Annotated in this window: 23 protein-coding genes; 7 read left to right on the top strand and 16 right to left on the bottom strand. The window is 70.2% G+C overall.

All coding sequences use genetic code 11. The features are described from left to right. The first annotated feature begins 101 nt into the window (after positions 1-101). Positions 102-530, top strand: a complete 429-nt coding sequence (locus tag RFN52_RS12785) for a peptidase inhibitor family I36 protein (RefSeq protein WP_051814286.1) — start codon at positions 102-104, stop codon at positions 528-530. An 88-nt stretch (positions 531-618) separates the two neighbouring features. Here the strand turns inward: RFN52_RS12785 and RFN52_RS12790 are convergent, their stop codons facing one another. Continuing rightward, a complete protein-coding gene (locus tag RFN52_RS12790) occupies positions 619-2331 on the bottom strand; it encodes a SulP family inorganic anion transporter (RefSeq protein ID WP_311240945.1) in 1713 nt (570 codons plus the stop codon). A 569-nt stretch (positions 2332-2900) separates the two neighbouring features. Then, on the bottom strand, positions 2901-3506 hold the full coding sequence (locus tag RFN52_RS12795; RefSeq protein ID WP_184846100.1) for a carbonic anhydrase: 606 nt from the start codon (positions 3504-3506) through the stop codon (positions 2901-2903). 217 nt (positions 3507-3723) lie between these two features. Here RFN52_RS12795 and RFN52_RS12800 point away from each other — a divergent pair, with 217 nt between their 5' ends. The 4 genes from RFN52_RS12800 to RFN52_RS12815 all read left to right on the top strand — a co-directional run bounded on the left by RFN52_RS12800 (position 3724) and on the right by RFN52_RS12815 (position 7989). Continuing rightward, positions 3724-4548 carry a response regulator transcription factor gene (locus RFN52_RS12800; RefSeq protein ID WP_184846102.1) on the top strand — a complete coding sequence of 275 codons (825 nt, stop codon included), beginning with the start codon at positions 3724-3726 and terminating at the stop codon, positions 4546-4548. Then, a complete protein-coding gene (locus RFN52_RS12805; RefSeq protein WP_184846104.1) occupies positions 4545-6032 on the top strand; it encodes a sensor histidine kinase in 1488 nt (495 codons plus the stop codon). The genes RFN52_RS12800 and RFN52_RS12805 overlap by 4 nt, the downstream gene beginning before the upstream one ends. Before the next feature lie 165 nt (positions 6033-6197). Then, positions 6198-7355: an alkaline phosphatase PhoX gene (locus RFN52_RS12810; protein ID WP_184846106.1), complete on the top strand. Its 1158-nt coding sequence runs from the start codon at positions 6198-6200 to the stop codon at positions 7353-7355. A 115-nt stretch (positions 7356-7470) separates the two neighbouring features. Then, positions 7471-7989, top strand: a complete 519-nt coding sequence (locus RFN52_RS12815) for an NUDIX hydrolase (protein WP_184846108.1) — start codon at positions 7471-7473, stop codon at positions 7987-7989. A gap of 114 nt (positions 7990-8103) precedes the next feature. Here the strand turns inward: RFN52_RS12815 and RFN52_RS12820 are convergent, their stop codons facing one another. The 13 genes from RFN52_RS12820 to RFN52_RS12880 all read right to left on the bottom strand — a co-directional run bounded on the left by RFN52_RS12820 (position 8104) and on the right by RFN52_RS12880 (position 18624). Continuing rightward, complete coding sequence (locus RFN52_RS12820; RefSeq protein WP_184846110.1) at positions 8104-9339, bottom strand: tyrosine-type recombinase/integrase; 1236 nt, start codon at positions 9337-9339, stop codon at positions 8104-8106. 31 nt (positions 9340-9370) lie between these two features. Further along, entirely contained in the window at positions 9371-9559 is a 189-nt protein-coding gene (locus RFN52_RS12825) for a helix-turn-helix domain-containing protein (RefSeq protein ID WP_184846112.1), read from the bottom strand. 450 nt (positions 9560-10009) lie between these two features. After that, positions 10010-11488, bottom strand: coding sequence for an AICE element replication initiation protein (locus tag RFN52_RS12830; RefSeq protein ID WP_184853872.1), 1479 nt, complete (start codon positions 11486-11488; stop codon positions 10010-10012). Between the two features lie 2 nt (positions 11489-11490). Next, positions 11491-12369, bottom strand: coding sequence for a bifunctional DNA primase/polymerase (locus tag RFN52_RS12835; protein WP_184846114.1), 879 nt, complete (start codon positions 12367-12369; stop codon positions 11491-11493). A gap of 87 nt (positions 12370-12456) precedes the next feature. Next, positions 12457-12924, bottom strand: a complete 468-nt coding sequence (locus RFN52_RS12840; protein WP_184846116.1) for a hypothetical protein — start codon at positions 12922-12924, stop codon at positions 12457-12459. An 11-nt stretch (positions 12925-12935) separates the two neighbouring features. Beyond that, positions 12936-13400 (bottom strand): hypothetical protein, encoded by a 465-nt coding sequence (locus RFN52_RS12845; protein WP_184846118.1) that lies wholly within the window; start codon positions 13398-13400, stop codon positions 12936-12938. Positions 13401-13604: 204 nt separating this feature from the next. Beyond that, a complete protein-coding gene (locus RFN52_RS12850; RefSeq protein WP_184846120.1) occupies positions 13605-15722 on the bottom strand; it encodes an FtsK/SpoIIIE domain-containing protein in 2118 nt (705 codons plus the stop codon). Positions 15723-15835: 113 nt separating this feature from the next. Further along, positions 15836-16381, bottom strand: a complete 546-nt coding sequence (locus RFN52_RS12855) for a hypothetical protein (RefSeq protein ID WP_311240946.1) — start codon at positions 16379-16381, stop codon at positions 15836-15838. A gap of 43 nt (positions 16382-16424) precedes the next feature. After that, the gene (locus RFN52_RS12860; RefSeq protein WP_184853873.1) at positions 16425-16760 is read right to left on the bottom strand and encodes an RRQRL motif-containing zinc-binding protein; all 336 of its coding nucleotides are present in this window, start codon (positions 16758-16760) and stop codon (positions 16425-16427) included. Next, positions 16760-17644, bottom strand: a complete 885-nt coding sequence (locus RFN52_RS12865) for a protein spdB (protein ID WP_508162250.1) — start codon at positions 17642-17644, stop codon at positions 16760-16762. The genes RFN52_RS12860 and RFN52_RS12865 overlap by 1 nt, the downstream gene beginning before the upstream one ends. Next, the gene (locus tag RFN52_RS12870) at positions 17641-18084 is read right to left on the bottom strand and encodes a Pycsar system effector family protein (protein ID WP_184846124.1); all 444 of its coding nucleotides are present in this window, start codon (positions 18082-18084) and stop codon (positions 17641-17643) included. The genes RFN52_RS12865 and RFN52_RS12870 overlap by 4 nt, the downstream gene beginning before the upstream one ends. Continuing rightward, positions 18081-18350 carry a DUF6284 family protein gene (locus tag RFN52_RS12875; protein ID WP_184846126.1) on the bottom strand — a complete coding sequence of 90 codons (270 nt, stop codon included), beginning with the start codon at positions 18348-18350 and terminating at the stop codon, positions 18081-18083. Before RFN52_RS12875 ends, RFN52_RS12870 begins: the two co-directional genes overlap by 4 nt. Positions 18351-18444: 94 nt before the next feature. After that, a complete protein-coding gene (locus RFN52_RS12880) occupies positions 18445-18624 on the bottom strand; it encodes a hypothetical protein (protein WP_184846128.1) in 180 nt (59 codons plus the stop codon). A 451-nt stretch (positions 18625-19075) separates the two neighbouring features. Between RFN52_RS12880 and RFN52_RS12885 the strand changes: the two genes are divergently transcribed. Then, positions 19076-19834, top strand: coding sequence for a helix-turn-helix domain-containing protein (locus RFN52_RS12885; RefSeq protein ID WP_184846130.1), 759 nt, complete (start codon positions 19076-19078; stop codon positions 19832-19834). Between the two features lie 2 nt (positions 19835-19836). After that, complete coding sequence (locus RFN52_RS12890) at positions 19837-20310, top strand: NUDIX domain-containing protein (RefSeq protein ID WP_184846132.1); 474 nt, start codon at positions 19837-19839, stop codon at positions 20308-20310. Here the strand turns inward: RFN52_RS12890 and RFN52_RS12895 are convergent. Continuing rightward, positions 20298-20861: an HD domain-containing protein gene (locus tag RFN52_RS12895; RefSeq protein ID WP_184846134.1), complete on the bottom strand. Its 564-nt coding sequence runs from the start codon at positions 20859-20861 to the stop codon at positions 20298-20300. The two genes, RFN52_RS12890 and RFN52_RS12895, sit on opposite strands and share 13 nt — an antisense overlap. Positions 20862-20872: the final 11 nt, after the last annotated feature.

The following is a 20872-nucleotide window of genomic DNA, read 5'->3' on the forward strand; positions in this document are numbered from 1 at the left end:
GCGTCCCAGCGGGCCCCCACGTCCTTGCCCGGCCCGGTCGCGCCTTGTCAGCGTCGGGCCGTCCGCACCACCGTCCCCAGATCTCCGAGGAGACCAGGCTCATGCGCCTTTCCGTCCGCCGGAACTCCCGTGCAAACCCGCTGCTCGCCGTGCTCGCCGTCAGCGCCGCCGCCGTCGCCACCCTGGCCGTGCCGAGCTCCGCGTCGGCGGCCCCGGCCGCGCCCGCCGCGGTGGACTGCGCGTCCGGGCACATCTGCTTCTGGACCGGAGCCAACTTCACCGGCAGCAAGTGCGCCTGGGACGTGGCCGACCCCGACTGGCAGAGCGGTGCCGTCCGCTGTTCCTGGGCCGCCACGACCAACGTGAAGTCCGTGTGGAACGCCGGCACCAGCAGCTCCAGCGGTGTCGCGTACTACCGGGGCGCCAACTACAGCGACCGGGTCGGCTGCACCCGCCAGCAGCACGGCGGAAACCTCGCCGGTACGTACAAGGTCCGCTCCCACCGCTGGATCTCGGGCAGCTGCGGCTGACCGGACCGGCCATCGGTACGAACGCGGTGGCGTGCACGCCCGTCTGCTCGGGCGTGCACGCCACCGCGCCATGTCCGCAGGGGCAGGCTCAGCCCACCAGGGGCGACCGTGCGTGCTCCTCGGGGAGGGGCCGCGTGTCGAGGTAGAACCACTCGGCGTCCGCGGTGGGCCAGGGCGACGGTTCCGCCGCATCCTCGCCGGGGACCGGGCGCCGGGGCAGCGGCGCCGGTGCCGGGCCCGGGTCCACGGCCTGCTTCGCCTCCCCCGGCATCAGCAGCTCCACCCGCAGCCCAAGACCTCGCTGCTGGGCGGTGAACTCCTCGACCTGGCTGCGGCAGGCGTGGTCCAGGTGGGTCACGCCGGTCAGGTCGAGACGGATCCTCGGCTTCCCGGACGCGGCGGCCGCCTCCAGCGCGTCGATCACCTTCGGCAGCCGCAGGAACGTGGCGTTGCCGGCCATGACGACCTTGGCCGTGTCCTGCTCGACGTGCTGGCGGATCACCGTCTGCGACATGCGCAGCGCGGCCAGCACGATCCCCGCGGCGAGACCGAACAGCACGCCCTCCAGCAGCGCGGTCGCCACGATGACCAGCATGGTCAGCGTCATCACCGCGAACTCGCCCCTGTCCTGACGCCACATCTTCGGGAACTCGGCGGGCCCGAACAGCTTCCAGCCGCTGTGCACGAGGACGCCGGCCAGCACGGAGATCGGGATCAGCGCGAGCACCTGGGGCAGCAGCAGCGCGAACAGCAGCAGCCACAGGCCGTGCAGGGTGCGGGAGAGCCGGGTCTTGGCCCCGGCCTGGACGTTCGCCGAACTGCGCGCCACCACCGCGGTGATGGGGAGCGCGCCGAGGATGCCCGCGACGGTGTTGCCCGCGCCCTGGGCGATCAGCTCGGTGTTGTAGCGGGTGCGCGGGCCATTGTGCATACGGTCCACGGCGGCGGCCGTGAACAGGCTCTCCGCGGACGCGATGACCGTGAAGGTGAGGATCGCGGTGATGATCGTCCCGTCGGCGAGCCCGGCGAACTGCTCCGCGCCCGGCACCTGCACGGAGTTGAGCAGGTTGCCCACCTGGAGGGTCTTCACGTCCACGCCGGGCAGCGCTGCGACGACCATGCCGATGCCGACGGCGACCAGGGCGGCGGGGATCTTCCCGGCCGGCCCGGGCACCTTCTTCCAGACGAAGCTGAGCACGATCGTGACGACACCGAGCAGCATGGCGATCATCGCCTGCGGGTTCGTCAGGACGCCGGCCAGCAGCCCGGGGATCCCGGCCATGTTCTCCAACGCGGTGCCGGGGGCCTTGGCGTCGGCCATCGGGTAGGCCTGGCTGAACATCAGCGGCACACCGATGCCGGCGAGCATGCCCTGGACGACGGCGACCGAGATGGCCTGGAACATCCGGCCGAGCCGGACCAGTCCGAGGACGATCTGGAGGAGGCCGGCGAACAGCACGATCACGCCGAGCATGGCCACGCCGACCTCGGCGACGGTCTCCGCGACCAGCGCGGCGAGCCCCGCGGCCGGGCCGCTGACCTGGAGCGTGCTGCCCCGGACGGCGCCGACGACCAGACCGCCGATCACCCCGGAGATGATCCCGAGTTCGGCGGGGACGCCGGAGGCGACGGCAACACCGATGCACAGCGGCAGGGCCACGAGGAAGACGACGAGGGAGGCGGTGATGTCGGTGGCCAGGTCCCCCTTCGCGCCACCCTTGCCGCCAGAGCCTTCCGCTCCCGCCTTGCCTCCGACGCCCGTCGCTCCACCCCTGCCGCCGACGCCCTTGGCACCGTTCATCACACCGCGGAGCAGCCCGCCCAGCGCGCCACCGACCGCGATGCCGGCTCCCGGGCCGTCCGGACCACCCTGGAGGTGCTCGCCCTGTCCCCGGTCCGAGCGCCCCCCTGAACCGCCCCCGGACCAGCCGCCGCCCCGGCCTCCGAGCCCCTCCGGCGGACCTTCGGACGCCCCACCTCTCACACCACCGTCCACCGGCCAGGCCCCCGTATCCCCTGCCGGGCCGCCCGCCGACCAGTCCCCCGTATCCGGCGCCGAGCCCCCGCCCGACCAGCCTCCCGTACCCGCCGCCGGGCCCCCGCCCGACCAGCCTCCCGTACCCGCCGCCGGGCCCCCGCCGGACCAATCCCCCGAACCCCCCGCCGGACCCCCGCCCGACCAATCCCCCTCCAGACCGCCCGTCGACCAGCCCCCCGTGTCCCCCGTGCCCCCCGCGGAACCGGCCCCCCACTCCGCGAACCCGTCCGTCGGAGGACCGCCCGACCGCCAGCCGCCCTCGCCGCCCGACGGCCCCCCGGATCGACGGCCCCCCGGACCGCCCCGCGTCCTCCCCCGCGCATGGGCCCCGCTCACGCGGCGTGCACCCGAAAGTCGCCTTCGTCGCCCAGCTCGTAGACGAAGCCGGTGTCGACCTCGTAGTACCAGCCGTGCAGCCGCAGCCGGCCCGAGTCGAGGCGTTGCCGGACCACGGGGTAACTGCGCAGCGCGGCCAGCTGGTTGACGACGTTGCCCTGGGAGACCTCCGGCAGGGACGGGTCGTCCGGGGCGGTCTCCAGTACGGAGGCCAGCTCGGGGCGGGCGATGCGGAGCCAGGCATCCACGCCGGGCAGGGCCGACAGGTCGTCGCCGGACTTCAGCGCGCCCATCGCACCGCAGTGTGAGTGACCGCACACCACGATGTCCTGAACTCCGAGCACCTCCAGTGCGTACTCGATGGTGGCCGCCTCTCCACAGGCCCCGGGCCGTCCGTAGGGCGGCACGATATTTCCTGCGTTCCGCAGCTCGAATATCTCTCCGGGCCGCGCTCCGGTGATCATCGCGGGTATGACACGCGAGTCCGAGCAGGTAATGAACAGCGCTTCCGGATATTGCCCTTCAGCCAGTTTCCGGTATTCGCCGCTGTTGAAATCGACGCGCGTCCTGAACGTCCGGGCACGGTCCAGCAAAGCCTTCATCGCACTCTCCTGAGCTGGGGTTACTCCCTGTGCGCTCCACCGTAGACGGCCGACCTACAGAGGAAGGTTAAGCAAACTCCAGAGCCCGGCCAGCAATTGCACATTCTTTGTCCGGATTCCCAGATGCAGCGTCTTCTTGTAGCGTGTGAACTCCGCGGCAGGGAATGTAAATTCACGCTGCCCGGATTCATGCCGGTTTCACGGAGAGACAGGACGTATGGGCCTACGAGTGCTGCTCATCGAAGACGACGAGACGATCGCCGAGCCGCTCGCCGAGGGGCTCGGCCACTTCGGGCTGACGGTCGACCACGTCGCCACCGGGACGGACGGCCTGAGAGGCCCGTACAACGACGTCGTGCTGCTAGACCTGGGGCTGCCGGACATGGACGGCATCGACGTGTGCCGCGGCATCCGGCAGGTCTCGGACGTGCCCATCGTCATCCTCAGCGCACGCGGCGAGGAGGCCGACCGCGTGCTGGGTCTGGAGCTGGGCGCCGACGACTACCTGGCGAAACCATTCAGCGTGCGGGAACTGGTCGCCCGGGTCCGTGCGGTGACCCGCCGCACGCAACGCGCCCAACCCACCCAACGCACCCACACGGCGTTCCCCGAGGCGCCGGGCCCTCTGAGCGCCCCCGAGCCGGCACCGGCCGAACCTGCCTACGAACCCGCCCCGGCCCTCTCCTACGAACCCCCGGCGGCGTCCGCGTCCACCCCCGACCCCGCCCCCGCGCACGACCCGGGCCCGCTCGTCGTGGACCGCCGTACCCGCCAGGTCTGGGTCGGCGACGCCCCCGTGCTGCTCACGCCCAAGGAGTTCGACCTGCTGGCGCTGCTCAGCGAGGACCCCGGCGCGGTCTACTCGCGGCAGCAGATCCTCGACCGCGTCTGGGACCCCCACTACGACGGCCCGACCAAGACGCTGGACGTCCATGTCGCCGCGCTGCGGAAGAAGCTGGGGCACCCGGCGTGGATCCGGACCCTGCGGGGCGTCGGTTTCCGGCTGTCCGTGCACACGGGGCCGCAGGTGGCCTCTCCATGACCCGCCGGCTGCTGCTCAGCTACCTCAGCCTGGCCGCGCTGGTGCTGCTCTGCCTGGAGATCCCGCTGGGCTTCGTGTACTCGCGCGGGGAGCGGGAGCGGGTGGTCAACGCGGCGAAGGACGAGGCCGAGTCGGTCTCGGCGTACGCGGCGCTGTCCCTGGCGGCGGGGCGCGGCGAGCGGGACCTTCCCGGGCGGGTGGCGCACTGCGCGCAGCGCATCGGGGGCAAGGTCGTGATCGTCGACGCGGCGGGCACGCCGCTCGCCACCTCGCACCGGCTGGACGCCGGGATGTCCGGAACGCTGGCCGCCCGGCCGGGTATCGCGGCGGCGCTGCGGGGCACCTCGACCGTGGACGTCCGCACCTCCACCATCGGCGGGGTCGAGTACCTGTCGGTGGCCGCGCCGGTCGGCCAGGAGGCGCGGCCGGTGGGTGCGGTGTGGCTGACGGTGCCGACGCGGACGGTCCACGAGCGGGTGCATCACGTCTGGCTGCTGCTCGCGCTGGGCGGGTTCGCCGTGCTGACGGCCGTCGCGGTGGTCGGTTTCGCCTTCGCCCGCTGGGCGGGCCGCCCCATCCGCGAACTGGAGCAGGCCACCCACGACTTGGCCGACGGCGGCAGGTTCGAGCCGGTGACGATCACGAAGGGTCCGCCGGAAGTACGCAGTCTGGCCGCGGCGTTCAACCACACCGCGGCCCGGTTCGCCCATCTGCTGGCCTCCCAGCGGGCGTTCGCGGGCGAGGCCTCGCACCAGCTGAAGACACCGCTGGCGGCGCTGCGGCTGCGCCTGGAGAACCTGGAGCCGGACGTCGCCGCCCGCGCCCGGGGCAGTCTCACCGCGGCCGTCACGGAGACGGACCGGCTCGCCCGGATGGTCGGGCACCTGCTGGCCATGGCGCGGCTGGAGGAGCACGCGGCCATTCCCGCCACGGTCGATCTGGGTGCGGTCTGTGCGGAGCGGCACCGCACCTGGCAGCCGCTGTTCGCACGGGAGGACGTCTCGCTGGTGCTCTTCGCGGGGAGCGTGGGCCCGGTGCTCGCGGTGCCGGGGGCCGTGGAGCAGATCATGGACAACCTGCTGTCCAACGCCCTGCGGGCGTCCCCGGCGGGCAGCACCGTCACGGTCGAACTGCGGCTGCAGGCCCCGCCCCGGCGGGCGTTGCGCGACAGCCGCCCCCGCTGGGTCGACCTGCATGTCACCGACGAGGGCCCGGGCATGACGGAGGAGCAGCGGGCCCGCGCCTTCGACCGCTTCTGGCGCGCCCCGGGCGCCCCCAAGGGCGGTACGGGACTCGGCCTCGCCCTGGTGCAGCGGCTGGCCCATGCCAGCGGCGGGGAGGCGACCCTGCGCGCGGCGGCGACCGGCGGCCTGGACGTGGTGATCCGGCTGCCGTCCGCGCGGCCGCCGGGCGAGAGTGACCACGGTCCGGGCGGCGACCGCCCGAGGAGGCCGAGACGGGAGGCACCGGCGCTGCCGGCCTAGAGCCCGTATCCCGCGGCGCACAGGCGGCACACAGCATGCCGCCCCACGGCCACGAGTTGTCCATGCCCCGTCAACCCTGCCCCCTTAGCGTCCCTCTCGCCTCCCCCCACGCACGACCCTGCCGTCGACCGGCGGCAGGGCGGTACGGCACCTCTTGGAGTGAGAGTGGAACGTCGTAGCCTCTTGCGTGCGGCCGTCCTCGGCGGCACATCGGCCGCTCTGGGCGGAACGTTGTGGCGCGGCGCCGCGTACGCGGCCCCCGCCCAGCCCGGCACCGGCCCCTACGGGCCGCTGGGCTCCCCGGACGCCAACGGCATCCGACTCCCGAACGGCTTCACGAGCCGGGTGATCGCCCGGTCCGGCCAGCGCGTCGGCAGCACGTCCTACACCTGGCACAACGCCCCGGACGGCGGCGCCTGTTACGCCGACGGCACGGGCTGGATCTATGTCTCCAACTCCGAGATCAACCCCTCGGGCGGCGCGAGCGCGGTGAAGTTCTCGTCGACGGGCGCGATCACGGCCGCGTACCGCATCCTCTCCAGCACCCGCCAGAACTGCGCGGGCGGCAAGACACCGTGGAACACCTGGCTGTCCTGCGAGGAGGTGTCCCTCGGCTACGTCTACGAGACCGACCCGTGGGGCACGAACGCGGCGGTGCAGCGCGCGGCGATGGGCCGCTTCAAGCACGAGGCGGCCGCCGCCGACCCGGTGCGCAAGGTGATCTACCTGACCGAGGACGAGACGAACGGCCGCTTCTACCGCTTCGTCCCGACCACGTGGGGCAACCTGTCCTCCGGCAAACTCCAGGTGATGGTCGCGGGCAGCGCCACGAGCGGCTCCTTCACCTGGGCCGACATCCCCGACCCCGACGGCTCCCCCACCGCCACCCGCTCCCAGGTCTCCGGCTCGAAGTCCTTCAACGGCGGCGAGGGCTGCCACTACGCGAACGACACGGTCTGGTTCACCACCAAGGGCGACAACCGCGTGTGGCAGGTCAACCTCCTGAACAACACCTACGAACTCGCCTACGACGACTCCCTCGTCAACGGCACGGCCCCTCTCACCGGCGTCGACAACATCACCGGCGCCTCCTCCGGCGACCTCTTCGTCGCCGAGGACGGCGGCACCATGGAGATCTGCGTGATCACCCCGGACGACATCGTCGCCTCGTTCCTGCGCGTCGACGGCCAGTCGAGTTCGGAGATCACGGGCCCGGCGTTCTCCCCCGACGGCACCCGCCTCTACTTCTCCAGCCAGCGCGGCACCAGCGGCAGCTCCTCGGGCGGCATCACGTACGAGGTGACGGGCCCGTTCCGCTCGTAACCGGGGGCGTGTGCGGCACCTGAGCCGGGCCCGCCGGTGACCATCGGCGGGCCCGGCCGTTCCACCGGTTGGGCAGTTCGCAGCGGGCTGCCCGGCCGACGGAAGGAACACCACCGTGGACACGACCGCGCCCGTCCCGAACGCGCCGGGTGTGCTGCCCCGCGCCGAATGGGTCAAGACCCTGCCGCAGACCATCGTCGCGTCCTGCGTGCTGCTGCTCGACGCCGAGGACCGGGTCCTGCTGCTGCGCTACGCCGGGGGCCTGCCCGCAGCGGGCCTCTGGGGGCTGCCGGGCGGCATGCTCGACCACGGCGAGGACCCCGCCGGTGCCGCGCGCCGGGAACTGCACGAGGAGACCGGCATCACCCTCGAAGGGGACATGCCGTTCATCGGGTACGACCACCGGGCCGATGTGCTGGGCACCGGGCCGGTGATCGACTTCTACTTCCACGGCGGCCGGCTCCCGGCCGGGCAGCCCGTCCGGCGCAGCGCGGAGCACGACCAGCACGGCCTGTTCGCCCTCGCCGACCTGGAGTCCACCCCGCTGGCGACCGGGCTGCCCACCCTCACCGCCCTGCTGAACGCGGCCTCCACCGGCACGGTCGTGTGCCTGCGCGACGGCCTGCCGCTGTGAGCGTCCCCGGGCCTTGAACCGAACGCGCGAGAGCGGGGCGGCACCTCCGCACAGGGTGTACGGCTGACTTCCCTACCTGGGAGGTCAGCCGTATTGCGTGCCCTCAGGGCACTCTCAGGGCACATCGCTCAGGACGGCTTCCATCATGTCGGCCGTCCGATCCGCCTCCGCCTCCCACAGATGCGTGTAGACGTTCAGCGTGATCGATGGCTTCGCGTGACCGAGTCGCATCTGAACCTGCTTCGGCGTCGCCCCGCTTCTGATCAGCACGGAGGCGTAGAAGTGGCGCAGGTCGTGAAGCGTGGTGCCCTCGGGGACACGTACTTTGCTCCCGGACTTCGCCAGGTAGGCGTTTGCCCGCTTGATGTTGCGGGCCCACACCTTCGCCCAGCTACCGCGCCTGATCGCCCCACCCGTCTCGCTTGTGTACAGAAGCCGAGCGTGGCGCCAAACGGGCTTACGCGGGTTCGTCCGGTCCTCGATGTACACGACCCTGGGCGGGAAATTCTTCCGGTGGACCTCGATCTCTTCGATGACAGACTGCCCCTGAGGCACTGCTCGGTAGCTCTGCTTGGTCTTCGGCTCACCCAAGTACGGCACACCCTTGTCGGGACCGACCAGCTGGTGCTTGACCGAGACGGTCTCGGCCGGCTCATCATCTTCCTGGCCGAACAGTTCACCCTGACGGAGTCCAGTAGAAGCCGCCTGCCGCACCAGCGCTCGATACCGCGGTGACGCCGTGACAATCAGCGCCTTCACCGCCTCCGGGTCGAGCGGGTGAATCTCCGGATAGAAGACCTCGGGCGGCTTGAGGCCCTCCCACGGGTACTTCGGGATGATGCCCTCTTGGTGGGCCATCTTCAGGATGCTGGCGCAGACGTTCCAAGGGGTCGCAAACGTCGACGGGGCGATGACCGCGGACCGGTCTTTGATCCACCTCTGGCCGTCTGCCCGCTGGATGCTGCCGATCTGACGGTTGCCGAACGTCGGGTAGATATGCAGGCGTAGGGCCCGCTCGACGTTCGTCTGCGTCCGCTCGCGGTGTACGGCCGTCTCCTGCCAGCGCTCAGCGACAGCCTTGAACTTCTGCTTGCCAAGCTCCCGGTTCAGAAACGTGCCGCCGTCGAGTTCAGCCTTCACCTTGGCGGCCCGGGAGTCCGCCGCCGTCCTCTTCTCGAAGTTCTCCTTGCACTGCTTGCCGGACAGATCTCGGTAGCGCACCTGCCAGCGCTTGCCGACTCCGTGCTCTGTGCTCGGGTACACGGTCGCCGTCTTGGTGCTGTGCACTTCGCACGGCTCGGCGTCGGCCGGCGGCCGGGACAGGTGCCAGCGGTCATACACGTCAGCCATCAGTTCCCCCTCTCCGTGGAGCTGTTACGGGTCATGCTGCGGATCGGTTTCCGATCTCGTCGGCGTCGTACCTGTCGAGCGCTTCGGCGTCGTACAGAACATGTCGACCGCGCCTGATGAAGCACTGCGGACCGGTTCCGGCGTAGCGCCAATAGCGGATGGTCGCGGGCGACGTGCGGTAGCGCTCGGCGACTTCCGCGGTCGTCAAGTACCTCTTCATGAAGTCCTTCCTGAGAAGTCAGACATGGGGGGGGAGCGTGGCCCTGTCTGTCCGAGGTGCGGATTTCTGCGTCACCCGCGTCATCTGCGTCATTCACGCCTCTGACCTGCGGTTTCGAGGTGACGCAGGACCCGGAGGGTGCGTCACCGGTGACACAGACCTTCGTCATCGGGTGACGCAGGTGACGCAGGATGACGCAGAGATTGGCCGTCTGCGTCACCGCTCTTTCGGCAGGTCACTGGCCTTTTGCGGGGTGTGGGTGACGCAGGTGACGCAGCGTCTCTCTACTTCGGACAAGAGGGGGTGGTGTCTGTTGTGGTGCGCGGCTCAGAGAGTGAAGAACGGGCCGCTTCGCGGCGCGAACATCGCAGGGCGGCGCCGCCGCCGAACAGCAAGAGGAGCACGCGCCGCGGGGTGCTCCTCTTGCTGTTCGGACGTGGGGCGGCGCGGTTAGAAAGCCGGTTCCTGTTCGTGCGGGGGCGTTGCGGCGGCCGACCGCGTGATTTCGATGTAGCGGGAGGTTTTCGTGCGTCCCCAGTCGATGAGTACGCCTCGGGCGGCGAGGGTGGGTTGAAGGCGCTTGAGGCGGTCTGAGAGCACCTTGCCGGTGGTTGGCCACCCCTTGGGCATGGGGCGGAAGTCCTCGCCCGTGTAGAGGCCGGTGAGGCAGTACAGCCATTCGGCGGACGTCATCCGCTGCTCGGTGCCCGGGTTGATGCCGGCGGCGTGCTTGAGGACGGTCTGCGCCAGCAAGTCGCCCTCGATGACGTCGTCGTTGAGGTCGTCCAGGCTGGCCCGGTAGGCGGCGAGCGCCCCCAGGCCGGTGGCCGCGTCGAGCTGCGCACACAGGTGCGCGAAGTCGGCCATCCGCAGGTCGGTCGGGATGTCCGCCTCCGCCGCGCGCACCTGAACGGTGAGGTCCAAGAGTGAGCCGAGGATGACGGGCAGCACCTCTGCGAAGTCGGACCACAGTTCCGCTTCGGTGCGCCGGACGCGGGGGCGTTCCAGGCGCAGGGGTAGGAGCCGTTCGGCGAGGTCGGGCCGGATGACGCCGACGTCGATGCCGGTCAGGAGCAAGGGGCGGCGGTAGCCGATGCGGAAAACATCCCCGTCGGTGAACAGGGCGCGCTTGACGTCTTCGGCACCTGTGACGATTCGGCACATCGCGTCGGACAGGTCCGGGGTCATGTGGGAGAGGTTGTCCAGGGCGGTGACCCAACCGGCCGCCACCGCCGTGATCAGGTTCTCCTCATCCTTGGGCGCCCGGCGCAGGTCGCCGCTCATGCCCTCGATGATCCGCACGAGCATCCGCCCGCCGGTGGACTTGCCCGCCCCTTGCGGTCCGGTGAGGAACGGGGCCGGGACGGGAACGGTCGGCCCGAGGCAGCCGATGAGCCACGCGATGGCCAGGCACTCGGTTTCCGCGGTCGCGAAGTTGCACAGCCGCATCAGCAGGTCGATGCCCTTGCCGTCGGTGTCCTTGACCGGCAGGGGCAGTTCCCCGGTGAGCTGGGTGCGGCGCCAGCACACCTCACGCGGGTCCGGGGTGCGGATGTCCCAGCCGGTGGGGTGGATACGCACAGACTGCCCGTCGCTGCGGCCCAGGTCGAGCCACGTGGCCCGGTCGAATCCGGGGGCGACGCGGATGTGTACGGGCTGGACGTCCTCGGTCAGGGCGAGTGCCTCGATCAGGTCGAGCGCCTCTTTCATGGCGGTGCCGTTGAAAACGCCGATCCCGTCCTTGAACAGTCCGACCATGAGTTCCTGCCGGTGGCTACCGGTCGTGCCCTGCGAGCGGATCGGGCGGGCCACGGGGTGGCCGTTGCGTTGCGCGTACACGGTTCCGTCGGCGGTGCGGAAGTACCGGAAGTGCGATTGCGCGTAGTCGGTGATGATCTCACGTGCGGGTGTCTTGTCGTCGTCGGACATGGTCACAGTCCCAACGTGGTGCGGGCGTTGTTCCAGGCGTCCGTGCAGTGCCGGGCCGTTTCGCCCTTGGCCTGAGCGGCGGTGAACAGCCGGTCGACGTGGGTGTCGGTGAGGCAGCCGCACCGGCCGTGCGTGGACAGCACCGCGAGGAACGAGCGGTACACGGTGGCGTGGATCGCACTGCGCGCGGCGATGATGCGCTGCTCCGCCATGGCGATGCCACGGTCCAGGAAGACGGGTGTGCGGTGCGGGCACTGCCCGGCGCCGGAACGTGCGGGCAGGGAGATGGAACGGGGCGCCGGACGGGCGGCGGGCGGTTCCTTCACGGCCAGCGCACGGACGACATCGGGCAGGGCGGTCATGGTGCCACCGCCGGGCCCGCGCCACCGTACGTACGCCATGGACGACTTGACGTCGACTCCGGGCCGCACGTGGTTCATCGACCGCATGACGCCCTGGTAGATCCAGTGTTCGCCTCGTGTGGTCGGCACCGTGCGAGTGCCGGGCAGCGTTGCCCGGGCCCACTCCATTGCGGCGGCGTTGTCGAGGTCGACCACGGTCACCCCGGCCCCGCCCGGGTGGTAGGCGAGCGCGGCGGCCTGGCGCCACGCGGCCACCCACGGCGTGGACGTGAGGGTGCGGGGGTCGGTGGTGGCGGCGGCCCATGCGTGGCAGACGCCGGGGCACTGGCAGGGCCCGGCACTCTTCATGTTTGGCCGTCCGCCGCACGCGTTGCCGGTGCAGTCGGGGCAGTTGCCGAACGGCACCTTTCCGGCCCGCAGCGGCAGGGGCGGGATGCCGTGCGCGGCCAGCGAGAGAGCGGTGTCCAGCAGGCGGGGCCTGTGGCGGGATGCTCGCCGGATGGGGGTGGGTTGGGTCATGCTGGGAGACCTCCACAGGTCAGTCAGTGGCAGGTGGACAAGGGCGACCCCGGGTTCTTGGCGGAATAGGGGTCGCCCTTGGCGTAGCTACTGGTCGTCGACGGTCAGCAGGGCGTACTGCTGGCGGACGTAGGCGCGCGGGTCGCAGATCACGCCCGGCTGGTCCCTGTCGAGCAGGGAGACGGCCGCTGCGTGGGCGGTCTCGGTGGCTTCGCTGAAGAGATCCTGGGGTTCGTCCATGAGCGCGATGCGGTCCAGCAGAGCGGCTTTGCGTAGGTAGAAGTCCCGGTCCAGCTCGGTGAAGCACTCGGCTGTGGCGATGGTGCGCGCGGTCCAGCCAATCTCGCTGACGATGCTGGGGGCCTTGGCGTATGCCTCCTCGGGGGTGGGCCAGTCCGCCGGGTCGGGGAGGTGGTCGGCGGTGAGGTAGAGGCGGGTGCGTGCGCCGTCTCGACTCCGGCGCCGACGCACAGCGCCCGTGGTGAATGCGGTGGTGAGTGCTGTGGTGACGCGGTCGGTGTCGGCGGGGTCGCAGATGACGCGGATCTCGAACACGTGGGCTCCTGTCAGCCGTTGAAGTGGTTGCGCTTGAAGACGGCCTTGCGGATGTTGAAGGTGTTGCCGCCCTTGTGGCTGCTCGCGCTGAAGACCTGCACGGCGATCCAGCCGCCGAAGACGACCGCGGCGAGGGTGATGAGCTGTGTGACGAGTGCGGTCAGGGCGGTGATGAACGTGGTGAGCAGCAGCAGGCCGCCGCACACGGCGAGGAACCCCACGCCCCCGAGGGCGACGTTCACCGCCGCGCGGGACACGGCCGGCTTGGCGGCGACCGGTTCCGGGCGGGCGGGTTCGATGGCGTAGCCGGTGACGACTCGGCCGTCGGGCAGAACCACGCTCGCCACCGACGGAACGGTGCCGGGCTGGACGGGGATGAGTGGTGCCGGCGTCACAGCGGCGGGGGTGATGGGGGTGGTGTGGTGGACTTCCACGGCCCGTTCGGTGGGCGCGTGGCCGGAGTGTTCGGGGTACATGCGGAATCCCTTCCGGTGTCGGTTCAGGGAGGCAGACACACCCCCTTGGGGGTGCGCTGTGGAGGGGGTTTCAGGGGTGCTGACCTGCGCGCCTCCCTGACTCCCTGACTGATCATTTGCGCAGGTCAGGGCCAGGGAGGCGGATCAGGGAGGGGGTTAGGGAGTTCTCCCTGCCTCCCTGACCCGTCGGGGGTCGGCTCCCTGTTACTTGAAGGCGGAAGCGGAACCGTCGCTGTCGCGGTTGACGAGGGCGCGGGAGACACGGTCACGGGAGACGACCATGACGCCGTCGGACTTGTACGGCTCCGCGCCGGCGTCGTCCAGGACGCGCTTGAGGTCGATGAACGACCAGCCGCCGTAAGCGTCCTGGTTCAGGTTCGCCAGACGGGTGAGCACATCCTTCGTCCGCACCCGCGAGGACTCCCCGAGCACGCTCGCGATGTCGGCCAGCGGGTCACGCTCCTCGCCCTGCTCGATGGCGTGCAGGGTGGTGACGCCGTCGCGCAGCGCCTTGGCCCGGTCGGTGATGGCTTCGGCGCCGTCATCGTCGATGTAGTGCGTGCGCACCGTGATGGACGACTGCCCGGCCGGGATGGCGATGCCGTCGGACGCGACGACCAGAGTTCCCCGATCCAGGCCCGGACGCAGCAGGTTCGGAGCGGCGCCCCCGTCGACGGCCTTGTCTCCCAGCGCCATGCGGGCTTGGGATTCAGTGCCCAGGGCGAGGGAGGCGCGGGTGTGGGCGCCCTCGCGGACCAGCTTGGGCAGGTTCTCGTTCGTCGGGTCCTGAGTGCCCTGCCACATCAGCACGTTGACCGCACGGCCCTGGTTGTGGATCTTCCGGACGGCCATGAAGTACCGGGAGTTGGCCTTGGCGCCGCCGTAGGGGCGCTTGTCCTCGTCCTTGGCCGGGCACATGAATGCCACCTGCGCCTCGTCGACCAGCACGATCAGCGGCGGGAACGTGGTGCCGGGCGGGGCCTGGATGCGGCGGTTCATCTCGTCCACGGCGCCCTCGACCATCTCCGTGACCTGGATGACGTGCTCATCGGTCGGTCCCTGGATGAGGGTGGTGGCTAGCCCGTCGAACATGGCCCAGTCGCCCACGCCTTTGAGGTCGCCCATGAGGAACTGCACCGACTTGTCCAGCGACAGCCACAGCGCGAGCGACCTGAGCGCGACGGTCTTGCCCTGGTTGGACAGGCCCGTGATGAGCAGGTGGCGCTGGTACAGGCTCAGCGCTGCGGCATCTCCTCGCAGGTCCTGGCCCCAGGGGGCGCGGCCCTTGGCGTAGTCGGCGGTCATGGTCTCGTCGGTGACCAGCGGGGACGGGCCGATCGGCTCGTCCAGCGCCCCGGAGTCGGCGATCCACAGCCGGACCGTGCGGGCGGCCTGGGGGATGGTGATGAACACTTCGTGCTCGTGGCGGGTGAGGTTCTCGGCGAGCTTGCGCCGCCGTTGCTGCACCTCCACCGTCGACACACCCGACGGGAGCGTGACGTCAACCTCGACGCCGCATCCGGCGATCCGGATCGGGCCGAGCATGCTCGCGCCGGCGTCGCCCATCTCCTTGATGGCTCGCGCCAGGGCGGGCACGCCGAGGTCGCGCAGGGCCTTGACGACGATGGACGGCGTGATCGGCTCACCCTCCCCGTTACGGACGTTGTCGGGCAGCGCCCAGTTGGGTGCGGCTTGCTGCTTGCGGCCGACCGACCACAGGGCGAGCAGGGCGAACAGCGGTCCGAGGGTGACGGCGTAGGGCCAGACGACCTGGACGATGGTGATGAGCAGGCCGATGAACTCGATCACCGCAGTCAGCGGGGTGATGACGTCGGCGACGTCCTTGGTGTTGAGAGCCATCACGATGCCGAGGGCGACCAGGGTGCCGATGCTCATCCCGGTGCCGATGGCCGCGCCCTTGGCCACGTCGACGGGCGAGGTGAGCAGGTCCATGCGGCGCCGGTGCCGGGCGTCCCGGAAGCGCTGCAGGCGCTCCTCCCACTCCTCGGCGAGCTCGTGGTTCCCCGCGGCCTCAGCAGCGCGGATCATGCGTTCGTAGCGGGAGCCGGTGCGCCCGTCCCAGGTGCGGCGGGCCACGATCCGGCCCCCGTTGAACGTGTACATCCCGTGGCGGGCCACCGCGCGGACGGCGGTCGTGGTCTTTTCGTCAGTGGCGAACCGCTTCACGGCCCGCCCGGAGCGCACCCAAAGCGGCACCGGGGCCGAGGCAGGAGCGTCCGACACGACGGTGAGCGTGGTCACGGAGGCGTCCTGAGCGGTGGGTTCGGTGTCCTTGTGGAGGCGTACGACGTTGTCGGACATGCTGAGGGTTCTCCTGACTGCCCCGATGCGGGGCGGGAGTCGAGGGAGGCGCCGGGGTGGCCGGTCCGTGGCAGGAAAGAGGCCACCCCGCCCACTGGTGGGGGCGTGCGGTGTCAGGCGGCGCGGGCGCCGGAGACGAGCTTTTCGGCGAGGTACTCGCGGCTGTGCGCCTCGTTCTCGTCCAGCTCGACCAGCTGCTCGTGTTCGCGGGCCTGGCGGCGGGACTGGCGCTCGATGCCGAGTTCGGCGCGGGTGTTGCGCACGATCCGTTCCAAGACGCCCTTGCGGCTGAACTGCATGGCGTGGACCAGCTCGTGCACGAGCGTCACGGCGAAGTCGGCCGGGGTGGGGTGCTTGTCGGCGTTGATCAGGATCAGCGTCGAGCCGTCCGGGCGCGGGATCGCTGTTGCCTGGATCTCGCGGGCGGTGTGCTTGGCCTGGCGGGTGGCGCGGTTGAGGGCGCGGCGGTCGGCGGCGCCGGCCAGGGCGATGTCAGCGGCGACCATCAGTTCGGCCATGCCGCGCTCGTTGGTCAGGATGACTTCCACGTCCGGCATGCGGCCGGACACGGAGCGGCTGACGAGCTTGACGGCCTGGTCGGTCAGCCGCTTGGAGGTGCGCAGGGTGGAGCCGTAGCCGGGCAGCTTGTGTGTGCTCACGGATGTCTTCACGAACTGTCTCCGTCTCAGGAATTCGCGCAGGTCAGGCGGCGCACTCGTTGGGGTAGGCGCAGGTGACGCACATGCCGAGTGAGGTGGGGATGACGTAGCCCGCATCCCGCCCGCAGGTGGGGCAGGTACGGCGGGCGGCGTTGGCCTTGGCCAGGGCCGCCCACTTCGCCGGCGTCATCGGACGTACCGGCTTGGCCTTTTCCACGCGGTAGAGGTAGGCGACCAGCGGCCCCCGGCGGCGGCGCGGCCGCTCGAGTTGAGCGGCCACGTCCTGGCCGCCCGGGCGCAGACCGCGAGCCCGGAGCTGGCGACGGGTGGCGTAGCCGTCCGGGGCCAAGCGCCACCGGAACACCGGCAGCGCCCCCATCACGCCACGCGCTTCCACGCGGCCCGCAACCGGACCTCAGAGGCCGAGTGGCCGGCCGTGCGGAAGCGGGCGGCCATCTCCCGATAGGACAGGGCCGGGACCTCACTACGCCGGATCTCGTCCACCAGAACGTCAAGCGCCTCGTCGCTCAGCGCGGGCCCCGACTCCAGCGCCGGAACCTGCTCCATGGGCCCCCAGACGGGCAGTTCCCAGCAGGGTGTGACGTCGGGCGTGACGCGGCCCGTCACGCTGGTCAGGGCCCTGGACGTGTCCTCACCCTGGCGGGCCTTCTCCAGCGTCGACCACGCCTCGGCGAGGGTGGCGGCGGTCTCGGCCTGGACGCGTGCGACGCGGGCTCCGGCCTGCGTCACGGCCGCCAGGCGGGTCTCCTCCGTGGCCGCCTCGGAGCGCAGCCGGGCACGGGCCACGGCCGCCTCGTCGCGCGCCTCCTGCTGGATACCCTGGATCGCATCCAGTGCATCCGGGGTGAGCGCGGTGCGCTCCCACAGCCCGTGCACCAGCCACAGCGCCTTAGCTGCCAGCGGCAGCCAGGACACCGCGAGCCAGGCCCCGACAGACGCCTGCTCCGCCATGAGGGCGTGGGTGACCAGGACGCCGGTTGCGGCGGCGCCGAACATCCAACCGACCACCGTTACCGGGGTGCTGTGGTCGCCCTGCGCAGCTAGGCGCCGTTCATAGGCGAGGGTGGCCAGCCACCCACCGTCCAGGCCGAGACCGACGACCAGGGCGACACCCTGCGGCATGGCCTCACCAAGCCACATCACGACCACGGCGAGGGTGAGCACCATGGACACCGCCGTCATCGCAACCGCGGGCAGCACCGTCTTGGCCCGCGTGATGCGCAGCAGGTTTGCGGCCTTCACAGCGCACCCCCGGCCGTGAGCAGGGCGGCCAGGATGAGCATGGCCCCACCGGCGCAGGTCAGGTCGACCGCGCGGCGCAGGCACGTGAACTTGGCGACCGCCAGCCGGGAGAGTCCGGCGATGTCGGCGGCCAGGTCGGTGGCGACGGCGGCGGTGATCTCCTCGGCGGTGAGCGTGGCCCACAGCGGGAACCCGTGCCGGCCACGCAGGTTCGGCCGGGCCGAGCGCAGCAGCAGACCGGCCGCCGCGACCAGCAGCACCATCCCGACCCCGCCCGCCACATAAGCGGGGACAGTGAGGGGCAGGTCGCGGGCGACCGTCCATGCGCCGGCCAGGACCGCGCCAACGAACGCCAGCAGCAGACCGGTCTTGGTGTCAGTCCGCGAGATCTCCGCCTTCACCTCAGCGTGCGCGGCGGTCAGACTCCGGGTGGTGCTCATGCGGCACCCCCGGGCAGGGTCGCGGCCGTGGTGCGGTTGGCCAGGGCGATGCGCGCGGCCAGCGCCCGACGGCGGGCCCTGCGCAGGCGCCGGTTGTCCAGCTCGGTCGGGACGCGGTCCAGGGTGATGATCTGCGCGTCCAGCAACTCGACGTCCGCCAGGATGACGGGCATCTCCTGCTCGATCGCGTCCAGCTCCGCATCCGTCGGCTCGACGAAGTCGGCGAACGCGGTAACAGCGTCCTGAACAGTAACGATGTGGCTCATTGGGTCGTGTGTCCTCTCAACAGATACGGCCCGACAGCGCCCCCGGAGGTGCAACTCCGGGGGCGCGCCGTTTACGGATGAAGCAGGTCTGAGGTCAGCCCCCCTGCGCCCAGCGGAACAGGCCGACGACCGAGTCGGTGACGTCGGTGACACGGCCCGACTCCAGCTCGTCGGCCCGGGCCTCCATCTGCTTCGCGGCGGTGCCCTTGCCCCGGCTACGCAGCACCTTCGCCGCGTCACGGTTCTTCGAGGCCTGTGCCTTCAGACGGTCCATGAACAGTCCTCTCGATGGATGACGGGTGAAGCCCACGCGGCTCCCCTCAGCGCTGCTCGTACGAGACGAGCAGCGGAGGCAACCGGCCGCAGCGAGGCTGCGGAGGCTGGTTCGTGCTGTGCGTACGGGCGTAACCCGCACGCGTCCGTCCTCTTGTTGGCGGGGGAGGGACGGCCTCCCAGGCACGCTGTTGAGTTCTCAAGGCACCTGCGCTTCCTTCGAGTCCCTTTCGAGGACCCTCCGGGCGTCGCACTTGCAGTACCTGTTTTACAGGTACTGCATGGGGCCCCGTCAAGTACCTCGTCGGAGCCTCTTGGATGGGCGCCGGGAACTTCCTGGCGCACTTTCAGAATCGCCGCAGGTCAGGGGAGTTGGTTACCCCGTACATGGACAGCTCGGGGAGTTCTCACTACGGTCAAGAGGTCCCTAGATGTCCCACCGGGGGGTGCAGATGCCCAACGAGCGTTTACGGTCGGCCCTGTTGGCGCGAGGCATGTCCGTCCAAGATCTGGCCGATGAGATCAAGGTCAACCCGAAGACGGTCGAACGTTGGATCACACAGGGCAAGGTGCCTTACCGTCGGCACCAGTACGCGACGGCCACCGTGCTCCAGGTCGACGTCACGACGCTGTGGGACGACGGCCGCACCTTGGAGAGCGCAACAGACCTCTCCAAGGCGGAGATCGTGACCGTGTACCCGCACCGCCACTCGGTGCCGCCGAACCTCTGGCGTGAGATGTACGCGAGAGCGGAGACCAACCTTGACGTTCTCGTCTACTCCGGGCTCTTCCTGTCGGAGGACCCCCTGTTCCTCGACCTTCTGAAGAAGAAGGTTGAAGGGAGCACTCAGGTGCGCATCCTGCTGGGAGACCCGGGCTGCGAGGCCGTGCGGCAGCGCGGCATAGACGAGGGACACCGGATCATGGACGGCAAGATCCGGAACGCGTTGGTGAACTACCGGCCGCTCTTCACGAGCCACCATGAGATCAGCTTCCGGTTGCACGCCACGACGCTCTACAACTCCATCTACCGGTCCGATGACGAGATGCTCGTCAATCCCCACGTCTACGGCATCGGCGCCTACATGGCCCCCGTCTTTCATCTGCGCCGCATGCCAGGCGGCGGCCTGTTCGACACGTACGCGAATAGCATCGAACAGACCTGGGGAGGCGCTCGCCAGGTGACGGACCGCGATATCACGGGAGCCTGACCATGGGACGCATTGACTACCTGCACGACCCCGCTGCGCCGCCGGCCAACTCGGTTGTGCCGTCCGTCGTTGCGTTGGTGCAGAACGATGCAGGGCAGGTGCTCATGATCAAGCGTTCGGACAACGGGCGCTGGGCGCTGCCGGGAGGTGGGCACGATGTGGGGGAGTCCATCAGCGACACTGTGGTGCGCGAGGTCTGGGAAGAGACCGGTGTCAAGGCCGAAGTCGTCGACATGTCCGGGATCTACACCGACCCCGGTCACGTAATGCAGTACGACGATGGCGAGGTCCGCCAGCAGTTCAGCATCTGCTTTCGGGCACGGCCGGTGGGCGGCGAGCTGCGCACGAGCAACGAGACGACAGAGGTCCGCTGGGTCGCCCCAGCGGACCTGTCCGAACTCGACATCCACCCCACCATGCGGCTACGGATCGAGCACGCCATGGATCGGAGGCAGACGACTCCCTACATCGGCTGACGCTTTGCGGCGGCGACACGTTCGAGCACGCGGGAGGTACTCGCCAGGATCTCCGGTTCGGCGCGGCGGATGAACGTACCGATCAGGCTGTCCGGCCCGTAGCGTCCAGCGATCTCGTTCACGCGGTCGATGGGGTTCGTGGGCGTGCCATCCGGCGTGGTGTTCATGTCGCAGAAGCACAAGGCGTCGTTGAGGTGCGCGGACTCGCGGGGGAACTCACCCTCCAGCTCCTCGCGCAGTCCTCGCGCCTCTGCCTCCATCCACGCGCAGGAGTGGTGCGCGACCAGGTTCACGACCCGTTCGTCAGCGTTGGCCACGTCTCGGAGGTAGCGGGCGCCGTCGAGCGGATGGAAGCCCGTCTTGGCGAGATCGGGTGAGTACCCGATGTCGTGCAGGACCGCTGCGGCTTCTAGCAGCTCGGCGTCCTCATCGAGGATGGGCGCGATGATGCGCGCCCGCTCAGCAACCCCCACCGAGTGCTTCCACCTACGCGGCAGCGGGTCAGCAAGCAACGACTCAGCGAGGGGGTATGCCCACTCGACCAATCCCATTGTGGTCAAGG

Origin of the sequence: Streptomyces collinus (genome assembly GCF_031348265.1) — a bacterium.
GTDB lineage: Bacteria > Actinomycetota > Actinomycetes > Streptomycetales > Streptomycetaceae > Streptomyces > Streptomyces collinus.